Source organism: Phocoenobacter atlanticus subsp. cyclopteri (genome assembly GCF_018343795.1).
In the GTDB taxonomy this organism is placed as follows: domain Bacteria; phylum Pseudomonadota; class Gammaproteobacteria; order Enterobacterales; family Pasteurellaceae; genus Phocoenobacter; species Phocoenobacter atlanticus.
The window spans coordinates 21468-31993 of record NZ_CP074346.1; the positions used below are offsets into that span (position 1 = coordinate 21468).

The window sequence follows — 10526 nt, forward strand, 5'->3', positions numbered from 1 at the left end:
TTATTGCCTTTATTAGACAGGGAGAGAATATGAAATCTTGGAGTTTATTTGTTGTTACACTCGGCACAATCCTTATTGTTACTTACCCAATCACGCATTCTATGGGTAATTTATATTTCGGTGGTGGATTAGTTGGATTCGGTGCAATAGGTTTATTTTTAGGGAGAAAATAATGCAAGCAGATTATCATTTGGCGGTATCAGATCAACAATTATATGACTTTCTTATTGAAAATTTTTGCCGAGAGGTTGGTGTACAAGCGGTTACTTTTGGACAAGAATTTACACAAAAAATAGGAAAGAAAGCGGATCAATCCTATCGTGTTATCGTTAAAAATTATCAACCCAATCAGCAATTTACTCTCGAATATTATACTAATCTAGGCAGAAATATTGTGGATTATCAAATTAGTCCTACCGATAATGGGGTATGTGTACATTACAGTGAAGAATACCATACAGATAAATTCCTTTATAAAACAAACTATTGGCTTATTGGTTGGATTTGGCAGTGGTTTTTCTTACGCAAAAAGCGCCGTTTATTTAAACAAATTGAACAACATATTTTACAGGAGCAAAAATGATACATTTTCCACCCAACTTTTTTTGGGGATCATCAACTTCGGCTGAACAAAGTGAAGGGCGACTTCCCAATGATGGCAAAGGCAAAACAACTTGGGATTATTTTTTTCAAACAGAGCCCTATAAATTTTTTGATGGTATTGGTACAGAACATACCTCTCAAGTGTTACGCTATTTTAAAGATGATATTACACTTTTAAAACAAACAGGACACAACGCCTTTCGTACCAGTATTTCGTGGGCAAGGCTGATCCCTGAAGGCGAAGGAAAAATAAATGAACAAGCCGTAACATTCTACCGCACCTATTTTACCGCCCTTAAAGAAGCTGGCATTGAACCGATGGTTAATTTATCTCATTTTGATATTCCTTTAGTTATCCAAGACAAATATGATGGCTTTGTAGGACGTGAAACCGTTAATGCTTTTGTACAATATGCTAAAACCTGTTTTGAGCTTTTTGGAGATATTGTCAAATATTGGTTTTCATTCAATGAACCTATTGTGTCTGTGGAGTGTGGTTACTTACTACAATATCATTATCCACTAGAAGTTAATCCTAAAAAAGCAGTACAGGTTGCTTTTAATATGGCACTAGCGAGTGCGAAAGTGGTTAAAATCTATCACGAATTAGAACAAGGGGGAAAAATTGGGATTATTTTAAATTTAACTCCAGCTTACCCACGTTCTAACCACCCAGCAGATCTTGAAGCGGCAAGAATTGCAGAACTTTTTGCAACACAATCATTTTTAGATCCTGCGGTAAAAGGGTGCTATCCAGCAGAATTAGTAGAATTAATCAAAAAACACGATTTACTCCCTGATTACACAGATGATGATCTCATCATTATCAAAGAGAATACTGTCGATTTTTTAGGTATTAACTACTATCAACCCTTGCGAGTGTCTGCACCTGTTAAAATGCCAAATCCAAATGCTCCTTTTATGCCATCTTATTATTATGATCACTATGCAATGCCTGCACGAAGAATGAACCCACATCGAGGCTGGGAGATTTACCCTAAAGGTTTATTTTATATTGCTGAAAATTTACGCAAGAACTACGGTAATATTGAATGGATTGTGGCAGAAAATGGAATGGGTGTAGCAAATGAAATGCAGTTTTGTGATACAAATGGTCAAATTTGTGATGACTATCGTATTGAATTTTTTAGTGAACATTTACAATGGTTGCATAAAGCGATTGAGCGAGGCGCCAATTGTCAAGGCTATTTAGTTTGGACAAGTATTGATTGCTGGTCTTGGTTAAATGCCTACAAAAACCGCTATGGTTTGATTGCACTTGATTACACTACTGGTAAAAGAACCATTAAAAAATCAGGACGATGGTTTGCTGAAGTTGCAAAAAATAATGGGTTTTAAAAAACAACAAGAGTAAGAGTAATAGAACTTTAAAAGCTTATAGAAGTAAAGGATAATAAATCTTTCTATTTTATGGGTAGTTCAAGCTCTATACTCTTGTATACAGAAATTTTTATTTATTCCACTTCTTCCAACTCATCCGCCATAGCACTCAAGGCGTCGCGAGTGAGTTGGGCGAGGGCTTTGTAAAAACTTGTATCAAAAGCCTCGACTTTACCTAAAAACTTGCTGGCACAAGGGAGTAAAAAACGTTGAAAAAGATCTTTTTGGGCTTCAACGGAATCAAGATTATCTTCAATCCAAGAGGCAGTTAAAAGTAGTAATGCGACGTGATCAGGATTTTCTAATACTGGCATTCCTCGTTGTTGGCGGAAAACTATAAAATCTTGAATATTGATATCATAGCTAGATATAGCGGTATCAATATTACCATTTTTTGCAAAAAGTTTGTTATAACTGACCGCTAGTTCAGTAGGGTTAGCGAGTTTTTCTATCGTATCTAAGGCTTTGTCACTTTGAGTGTCAAGGCTTAATGCCCAATCTGAGCGTAAGTTACCCTGTTTTAACCATTCAAATAATTCACTTAAAATGGGATCGGTGGGTTCGCGGTAAAAAAGATTGCCAAATAAACGGCATAGTAATGAAAAATCGTTAATGGTGGTTTCGCTCATAATACTTTAAAATGACCTATTAGAATTAAAAAAGACATTATACACAAGATAAAGATAAGGACAAAAAAATGAAATATATTGGTGCTCACGTAAGTGCTGCTGGAGGAGTAGAAAATGCGGTGTTACGATCGGTTGAAATAGGGGCGAATGCTTTTGCATTATTTACGAAAAATCAACGTCAATGGAAAGCAGCACCACTTAAGGTAGAAAATATTGAAAAATTTAAACGTTTTTGTCAGGCACATCATTTTAATGCCGATCAAATTTTACCTCACGATAGTTATCTTATTAATTTAGGTAATCCTGATACCGAGAACTTGGCTAAGTCTCGAGAAGCATTTATTGATGAAATGCAACGTTGTGATCAACTTGGTATTAAATTACTCAATTTTCATCCTGGTAGCCATTTAAATAAAATGTCTGAAAAAGACTGTTTAAGTCGTATTGCTGAATCCTTAAATATGGCAATTGCAACGGTGCCAAATGTCATTGCTGTCATAGAAAATACCGCAGGACAAGGTACAAATTTAGGTTGGCATTTTGATCATTTAGCTGAGATTATTGAACAAGTAGATGATAAAAGTCGAGTGGGAGTCTGTTTAGACACTTGTCATACATTTTCGGCAGGTTATGATATTTCTAGTTTTAAAGGTTGTGAACAAGTATTTACTGATTTTGAAAATAGTGTTGGTTTTCAATATTTACGTGGAATGCACCTGAATGGTTCAAAAACAGCGTTAGGTAGCCGAGTGGATCGCCATCACTCATTGCAAGAAGGAACAATTGGCATCGATGTATTTAAATATATAATGAATGATAAGCGTTTTGATGATATTCCTTTAGTGTTAGAAACCATTAATCCTGATATTTGGGGCGAAGAAATTGCATTTTTGCGTTCATTACAAGCTGCATAATAAGAGAATTAATATAAAACTCGTTTAGTATTAATATGTTGATAAAAAATTCACATTCTATATAAATTCTTCTTTACTGTTTAAAAAAACAGTATTACTATATATCCATACAGTGTTTTTTTATAGGGTGTTTTTGTATGCTTACTCATTTAACTATTAATAATTTTGCGATTGTTCGCCAACTTGATCTTGCTTTAAATGATGGTATGACGGTTATTACAGGCGAGACCGGAGCAGGAAAATCTATCGGAATTGATGCTCTTGGTCTTTGTTTAGGCTATCGTTCAGAAAGCTCGATGGTGCGTGATAAAAATAATAAGACCAGTGTTTCAGCAACATTCTCTATACAACCAAATAGTCCAGCATTTCTATGGTTAAAAAAATATGAATTACTGGATGATGATAACCCTCAAGAATGTATTTTACGTCGAATACTTAATAGTGAGGGACGTTCTAAAGCATTTGTAAATAACCATCCTCTCCCTGTTTCTCAACTACGAGAGTTGGGGCAATATCTTATCCATCTTAATGGGCAGCACGCCCCTCAATTATTGCTTAAAAGTGACTATCAATTAAATATTTTGGATAATTATACCAACCTTACTGCTCTTTTAGGTAAGATGGCAACGCAATATGCAAAATGGAAAAAACTAAATAAAGATTTAAAATCTTATAAGCAACGTTGTTTAGAAAATGAATCTCGTAAACAATTATTGCAATATCAAGTCGAGGAGCTTGATGAGTTTTCTTTAAAACAAGGAGAGTTTGAGGAGCTTGAAGAAAATTATAACCGCTTAGCGAATGCAGACCAGCTTATTTCTCTTTCTCAGCACTCTTTAGACTTATTAACTGAGAATACGGAATGTAATATTGATTCTATGCTTTATTCTGTCATTAGTCATCTTGGTGAGCTTGCTGAGGTTGATGCGAATTATAGTCCTATCCAAGAAATGCTAAATGAAGCCCTTATTCAAATTCAAGAAGCAAGTGCCGATATTCAATCTATTGCGAATAATATTGAACAAGACCCTGAATTATTGTATGAATTAGAAACTCGTATCAGTAAGGCTATGAACCTTGCTCGTAAGCATAATATTACAGCGAAAGAACTATGGCAATATCATCGACAATTGCAACAAGAGTTACAAGATTTAGTCAATTTTGAAGACAGTGAAGAGCAATTAATTTACGAAGAAAAATTAGCCTATCAACAATGTTTAATTTTATCTGAAGAAATTTATCAAAAGCGTTTAGAAGCAAGTCAAAAATTATCAGAGCAAGTCACCAAACAGATTAAACAGCTTGCAATGGAGAATGGTGAATTTTCTATTGATGTTCAACATAATCCTGAGAAATTTTCTGTAAATGGAGCGGATAGTGTGATCTTTAATTTAAGAAGTAACTTAGGTCAAGAACCACAGCCATTGGCTAAAATCGCCTCAGGAGGAGAACTTTCTCGAATTTCATTAGTCATTCAAGTGCTTACTGCAAATAAACTTTCTACACCAACGATAATTTTTGATGAAGTTGATGTGGGCATTAGTGGTTCAACAGCGACTGCCGTCGGTAAACTATTACGTAAACTTGCTAAAAGATGCCAAGTATTATGTGTGACACATTTACCACAAGTGGCAAGTTATGGGCATCATCATTTTAATGTAGAAAAATTTGTTCAAGATGCGCAAACAGAAACTCGAATGAGTTATTTATCGACAGAAGAGCGTGTTACCGCATTAGCCAAATTGTTAGGAGGAAATAAAATTTCAAAAGTGGTGCTTGCAAATGCACAAGAAATGTTAGATTTGTCTCAAAAAGAGTAAAAATTATTACAATTAAAAAATGAATTCAGGTAAAATTGGACTATGAATTACACTTTAGTATAGCACTTATATTTCATAATATTTGTTGTAAAGCATAAAATAAAAGTAGATCAATATATGGATATCATATTTATAAAAGAATTGACTGTTTCTGCTTCTGTAGGAGTATACGAGTGGGAAAAAAATATTAAACAACCTTTGGTGTTTAATATTGAAATGGTATGGAATTTCGAAAAAGCAGCACAGTCAGATAATGTGAAAGATTGTTTAAATTATGCGGAGGTTTCTCAAGAAGTAATTAATTTTGTTGAATCGCAACATTTTGATTTGGTTGAAACTATCGCTCACCGATTAGCAGAATTGTTAGCCGTAAAATTTAATATTCCGTGGCTTAAAATTGAATTACACAAACCTCAAGCAGTGTCACAGGCGAGTAGTGTTGGCGTGATAATAGAAAGAGGTTCAAAAGTAAAATAGGAGGAAAGGTATGCAACATCAAGCTATCTTAGAACGTTTGATACAATTATCACAAAAAGAAAATAATGCTGTAATTTCAGCAGTGGTAACACATTTATCCTATCAGCATTTTAAAGGGCAGTTATCTGCTGTTCAAGTAACAGAATTATGTCAGCAATTCCAGTTATCAACGATTGAATTAGCCTTACAGTGTTTACCTATCGCAAGTTGCTACGGATTAACACCAATCTCAAATTTTAATGTTGGGGCGGTAGCAATTGGAATATCAGGAACATTCTATTTCGGAGCAAATCAAGAATACAGTAATGTTGCCATTGCTCAAACAGTACACGCAGAGCAGAGTGCAATTAGCCACGCTTGGCATAGCAATGAAAAGTCCATTACCGATATTGTTGTTAATTATACGCCTTGTGGACATTGCCGTCAGTTTCTAAATGAACTTAATGTCGCTTCAAATTTAAAAATTCACTTACCTCATTCTCAAAATAATTTATTGCATAGTTATCTTCCAGATTCTTTTGGACCTAAAGATCTTGAAATTTCGGAATTGCTTTTTGATCATCAAGATCATCAGTTTAGCTTAACAGTAAATGAACCTGTTACTCAAGCAGCATTACAAGCCCTTAACCAATCTCATGCACCTTATAGCCAAGCCTATTGTGGAATTGCATTAGCCTTAGAAAATGGTGAAATTGTAACGGGACGTTATGTAGAAAATGCAGCCTTTAATCCAAGTTTTCCACCTTTACAAAGTGCATTAAATTATCGTCGCTTAAATAGTTTAAGTGAGGTGAATATTCAAAAAATTATAATGGTTGAAAAAGCAGCGGGTTTAAGTCATAAGCAAGCAACAGAAAGTTTAGCGAAAGCTTATTTGGATATGGATATAGAATATATCTCTATTTAATAGATTAAGTAATATCAAGCGGTGACATTTAAGTAAAAATTTACAATTTTGAAACTCTTTCCCTTTAAAAGCAAGGGAAAGAGTGAGTAGGAAAACGTGAAAGAAAAACTATAAATTTATCTCTTCATCTGGTAAAACTAGAGAGACTAATTTACGATCTTTTTTAATTGTTTTTCTTTCATTAACGATGTGTAGCAATCCATTTTTATCAACAGTATAAAGTGGAATAAAAGCAGGGTTATTCGCTTTATACTCTTCATAATTGTAGTTATCTGTTAGATTAGTCACTTTAATTTTCGCATTTTTATTCAACATTGTGGTCAATCTGGCGTAAGTGATATCTTTTCCAAATAGATAATTAAAATTAAAACCATTCTGCTTTTGATTACGTTCGGTTACATTTGTTTCATCATTAAACTCTAAACGGAAAATATTTTTTTCACCAAAATCGTGTAGGTAATGGGTTGCTGAGAGCAAATTCATTTCTCGATCTGTACTCATTGTGAATAAGTGACCAATACCTATTAGGTCTAGGTGATTATCTGCGTGATTAGAGAGAGGACTACCATAATAAGTACGTATTCCCATCATTCGGGCTTTGGCTAATCCGTTATAATAAATATCTGCCATAACTACTTCAATTCCTAAATCATTCAAAGATTTTGCAATCATTAGCGCCACAGGATTAGAACCAATAATTAGTACACCCGTATTGGCAACTTGTCGCACTTTGAGAAAGGTTGCAATAGGTTTTGCTCCTAATCCTTGAATAAATACGGTTCCAATAATAATGGTAAATACTAACGGAACAAGTAATTCTACACCTTTGATACCTTGATCTTGTAGGCGTATCGCAAAAAGCGATGAAATAGCAGCGGCTACAATACCACGAGGACCTATCCAACTGATCATTATTTTTTCATTGAATGTTAATTTTGAACCTATTGCAGACACCCAAATAGCAAGAGGACGGGCAACAAACATTGCCACGAGTAATAGTGCAAAGCCTGAGAATCCAACACTCAGTAGTGCATTTAAATCTACTCTTGCGGCTAAAATAATAAATAATACGGAGATTAATAAAACTGTGATTGACTCTTTAAACTCTAAGATATTATCTTTAGGAAAGTTTTTCCAGTTTGCAAGAGCAACCCCTAATACAGTAACAGTTAACAATCCTGATTCGTGAGACAGTGCATTTGAAACAGAGAAAAGAAGTAAAACATAAGCAAGTACAAACACATTTCGTAGGTAGTCAGGAATAAGATGGTATTTGATTAATTTGGCTAAAATAAGCGCACCAACCATACCCAGCACTGCAGCAATAAGGATAATTGTACCAAAGGTTAAAAAACCATTAGAAGCACCATCTGAAATAATATATTCATAAATTAAAACGACCGCAATGGCACCAATAGGATCAATTAAAATTCCCTCCCATTTTAAAATATTAGAAATAGAGTTATTAGGACAAACACTACGTAGCAAAGGAATAATAACAGTCGGACCTGTCACACAAACTAATGCGCCAAATAATAAAGCTATTCGCCAGTCTATATCAAATAAACCATAAGTTGCGAGGGATATAACCGCAATAGTAATGAGCATTCCAACAGAAACGAGGAGCTTAACTACTCTACCATGATGTTGAATTTCTTTAAATTCTAGTGTTAATGCGCCCTCAAATAGAATAATTGCAACACCAAGAGAGATAAAGGGGAAGAGCAGATCACCTAAAACTTCATCAGGATGAAAAATATTTAAAACAGGTCCAACTAAAATTCCAATTAATAATAAATATAGAATAGAGGGTTGTTTTAAATACCAAGCTAACCATTGTGCGGCAATGCCTAATCCAACAATGATGGATAAAATTAATGCTGAATCCATAATAGAATTACTCCGAAAATTGGTAAATTTTAAATAAGATCGTACCGCTTATTTTTTTATTAAGGTTAAAAACTCTTTACGGGTTTCTCTATCTTGTAAAAATACTCCTCCAAATGCAGAGGTGATGGTTTTACTGTGGGTATCTTTTATGCCACGACATTTTACACAAAAATGGGTTGCTTTGACAAAAACAGCAACATCATCTGTATCCAAAATAGTTTGAAAGGCGGTAAGCACTTGTTCAGTAAAACGTTCTTGAACTTGAGGGCGTTGAGCAAAAAATTGTACAACACGATTAATTTTAGATAAGCCAATAACCCAATTTTTAGGGTAATAAGCGACAGAGACACTTCCATCAATAGTGACAAAATGATGTTCGCAAGTGCTAGTACAAGTGATTTCATCGACGAGTACCATTTCACTCACTTTCATTTGGTTCTTTATTTTTGTGATTTTAGGAAAAGTATCGTAGTCTAAGCCACTAAAAATCTCATCAACATACATTTTTGCCAAACGATGTGGTGTTTCTTCAAGGCTATCATCTCGTAAATCCATCCCTAATAATTCCATAATAGCTTGAAAATGCTGCTGAATTTCCGTTTTACGGCTTTCTTTATCTTTGATTGGCGTAATCATTGGTGTTTCAATACCTTTTTCCAATAACGCATTACGCACATTGTCAGCTTCAAATGTTGTTGTGTTCATAGTCTCTCTCTAATAGTTGAGGGATGGATTTTATCAAATTACTTTGAAAATTCAATGTTAAAAATTAAATTGAAGGTTTCGCTACAACATAAATTTTTTGACACTGGCGAATGAGATTATAATCTATTTTTGCACTTGCGGTGACGGTTTCCTTTAAAACATCTGCCGCTGCTTGAGCGATGGTTTGCACAAAATATTCCATATCTCGCACAATAGTATGCCCAATATAGCTATCTATATGTTTATCAAGGCTAAACAGTTCTAAAAAATGGTTGCTATTTTTATAACGCAGAGTAATAAAACTCCCTTGTTTTGGGTTTTTAGAAGCAGGGCAAAGTTCGGGTAAATAGAGAATATGTTCGACTTCAGTATCCATTTTTGGATTAGGGTTATCGATTACGTTCATCGGTGAAATTTTGTGTTTCTGTTCTGCTACATTTTGGTGTAGATCTAAAATTTCATTTGTCATTTTGTTTTCCTTTTTTAAACAATAATAAATTAGGCTTGTTGTAAGCGTTTAAATTGCCAAAATTTAGCAATAAATAGCATTGCAATACCATATTTTACAATGATATCCGCATAAATAATTTGCCAGATTTCTGTTAAAGGTAACACACCGTAAAAAGCTAAAAAAGTAAATAAAATACTATCTAGTGGCACACTTAACGCATTAGAACTCAATACACGAATAACAAATCGTCGATGTTTAAAACGATGAAAAACAGCAGTATCAGCAAGTTCACTGACACTTATTGATAAAAAAGAAGCAAAGATAAAACGGCTTGGTACATTTAGCCAATAAGAGACAATAATATTGACGATAACCGCTATACAAATTGCCCAATAAACAAGATTTAAGCCACCATAAAAATGAATTTTATCTCGTAGGGTAAAAATGGCAGCAAAGAAAATTGTTCCAATAGAAAGCATTCCATAAAAAGGCAATGTAATAAAAGTATCTAGAGTTAAATTAGCGAGCAAAATGCTCATCACATATAAAAACACCAAGAAAAAGGGGGAAGAAAACCCAATTCCTCGGAAGGATGGTAACGTCATTGTTTCTCCAAAGCAATAAAACAGATTGATGGATTGTATATTTTTATTAATATACACACAGGTTAGCAGAAACATCCACGCCTGAAAGGGACGACAGTCTAACAAAAATTTACGGTAATCGGTA

Annotated in this window: 12 protein-coding genes; 7 read left to right on the forward strand and 5 right to left on the reverse strand. The window is 34.2% G+C overall.

What is annotated here, in order from left to right:
- Positions 1–29: 29 nt before the first annotated feature.
- Genes KGI96_RS00110 through KGI96_RS00120 form a run of 3 tightly spaced genes read left to right on the forward strand, consistent with a single transcriptional unit; the run spans position 30 to position 1962 of the window.
- The gene (locus KGI96_RS00110) at positions 30–173 is read left to right on the forward strand and encodes a hypothetical protein (RefSeq protein ID WP_211598015.1); all 144 of its coding nucleotides are present in this window, start codon (positions 30–32) and stop codon (positions 171–173) included.
- Entirely contained in the window at positions 173–583 is a 411-nt protein-coding gene (locus KGI96_RS00115; RefSeq protein WP_211598016.1) for a DUF3284 domain-containing protein, read from the forward strand. The genes KGI96_RS00110 and KGI96_RS00115 overlap by 1 nt, the downstream gene beginning before the upstream one ends.
- On the forward strand, positions 580–1962 hold the full coding sequence (locus KGI96_RS00120) for a glycoside hydrolase family 1 protein (protein ID WP_213156489.1): 1383 nt from the start codon (positions 580–582) through the stop codon (positions 1960–1962). Before KGI96_RS00115 ends, KGI96_RS00120 begins: the two co-directional genes overlap by 4 nt.
- Positions 1963–2078: 116 nt before the next feature.
- Here the strand turns inward: KGI96_RS00120 and KGI96_RS00125 are convergent, their stop codons facing one another.
- Positions 2079–2633: a TorD/DmsD family molecular chaperone gene (locus KGI96_RS00125; protein WP_211598018.1), complete on the reverse strand. Its 555-nt coding sequence runs from the start codon at positions 2631–2633 to the stop codon at positions 2079–2081.
- Between the two features lie 68 nt (positions 2634–2701).
- Here KGI96_RS00125 and nfo point away from each other — a divergent pair, with 68 nt between their 5' ends.
- From nfo to cdd, 4 genes are all read left to right on the forward strand, one after another.
- The gene (nfo, locus tag KGI96_RS00130; protein WP_211598019.1) at positions 2702–3547 is read left to right on the forward strand and encodes a deoxyribonuclease IV; all 846 of its coding nucleotides are present in this window, start codon (positions 2702–2704) and stop codon (positions 3545–3547) included.
- A 137-nt stretch (positions 3548–3684) separates the two neighbouring features.
- Positions 3685–5367, forward strand: coding sequence for a DNA repair protein RecN (recN, locus tag KGI96_RS00135; RefSeq protein WP_211598020.1), 1683 nt, complete (start codon positions 3685–3687; stop codon positions 5365–5367).
- Positions 5368–5484: 117 nt separating this feature from the next.
- Positions 5485–5844, forward strand: a complete 360-nt coding sequence (gene folB, locus KGI96_RS00140; RefSeq protein WP_211598021.1) for a dihydroneopterin aldolase — start codon at positions 5485–5487, stop codon at positions 5842–5844.
- Positions 5845–5854: 10 nt separating this feature from the next.
- The gene (gene cdd, locus KGI96_RS00145) at positions 5855–6751 is read left to right on the forward strand and encodes a cytidine deaminase (protein WP_211598022.1); all 897 of its coding nucleotides are present in this window, start codon (positions 5855–5857) and stop codon (positions 6749–6751) included.
- Between the two features lie 108 nt (positions 6752–6859).
- On the opposite strand, the gene KGI96_RS00150 is transcribed toward cdd, so the two are convergent.
- The 4 genes from KGI96_RS00150 to KGI96_RS00165 all read right to left on the reverse strand — a co-directional run bounded on the left by KGI96_RS00150 (position 6860) and on the right by KGI96_RS00165 (position 10402).
- Positions 6860–8641: a cation:proton antiporter gene (locus tag KGI96_RS00150; RefSeq protein WP_211598023.1), complete on the reverse strand. Its 1782-nt coding sequence runs from the start codon at positions 8639–8641 to the stop codon at positions 6860–6862.
- Positions 8642–8689: 48 nt separating this feature from the next.
- Positions 8690–9346 (reverse strand): GTP cyclohydrolase I FolE, encoded by a 657-nt coding sequence (folE, locus tag KGI96_RS00155; protein WP_211598024.1) that lies wholly within the window; start codon positions 9344–9346, stop codon positions 8690–8692.
- Between the two features lie 64 nt (positions 9347–9410).
- Positions 9411–9815 (reverse strand): hypothetical protein, encoded by a 405-nt coding sequence (locus KGI96_RS00160; protein ID WP_211598026.1) that lies wholly within the window; start codon positions 9813–9815, stop codon positions 9411–9413.
- Positions 9816–9844: 29 nt separating this feature from the next.
- On the reverse strand, positions 9845–10402 hold the full coding sequence (locus KGI96_RS00165; RefSeq protein ID WP_211598028.1) for a VUT family protein: 558 nt from the start codon (positions 10400–10402) through the stop codon (positions 9845–9847).
- Between the last annotated feature and the right edge of the window lie 124 nt (positions 10403–10526).

What these genes read in the sequence shown, in the direction of transcription:
- folB (WP_211598021.1), top strand. Translation starts at nt 5,485, where the DNA reads ATGGATATCATATTTATAAAAGAATTGACTGTTTCTGCTTCTGTAGGA.
- KGI96_RS00120 (WP_213156489.1), top strand. Translation starts at nt 580, where the DNA reads ATGATACATTTTCCACCCAACTTTTTTTGGGGATCATCAACTTCGGCT.
- KGI96_RS00150 (WP_211598023.1), bottom strand. Translation starts at nt 8,641, where the DNA reads ATGGATTCAGCATTAATTTTATCCATCATTGTTGGATTAGGCATTGCC.
- recN (WP_211598020.1), top strand. Translation starts at nt 3,685, where the DNA reads ATGCTTACTCATTTAACTATTAATAATTTTGCGATTGTTCGCCAACTT.
- KGI96_RS00125 (WP_211598018.1), bottom strand. Translation starts at nt 2,633, where the DNA reads ATGAGCGAAACCACCATTAACGATTTTTCATTACTATGCCGTTTATTT.
- KGI96_RS00160 (WP_211598026.1), bottom strand. Translation starts at nt 9,815, where the DNA reads ATGACAAATGAAATTTTAGATCTACACCAAAATGTAGCAGAACAGAAA.
- KGI96_RS00110 (WP_211598015.1), top strand. Translation starts at nt 30, where the DNA reads ATGAAATCTTGGAGTTTATTTGTTGTTACACTCGGCACAATCCTTATT.
- KGI96_RS00165 (WP_211598028.1), bottom strand. Translation starts at nt 10,402, where the DNA reads ATGACGTTACCATCCTTCCGAGGAATTGGGTTTTCTTCCCCCTTTTTC.
- KGI96_RS00115 (WP_211598016.1), top strand. Translation starts at nt 173, where the DNA reads ATGCAAGCAGATTATCATTTGGCGGTATCAGATCAACAATTATATGAC.
- nfo (WP_211598019.1), top strand. Translation starts at nt 2,702, where the DNA reads ATGAAATATATTGGTGCTCACGTAAGTGCTGCTGGAGGAGTAGAAAAT.
- folE (WP_211598024.1), bottom strand. Translation starts at nt 9,346, where the DNA reads ATGAACACAACAACATTTGAAGCTGACAATGTGCGTAATGCGTTATTG.
- cdd (WP_211598022.1), top strand. Translation starts at nt 5,855, where the DNA reads ATGCAACATCAAGCTATCTTAGAACGTTTGATACAATTATCACAAAAA.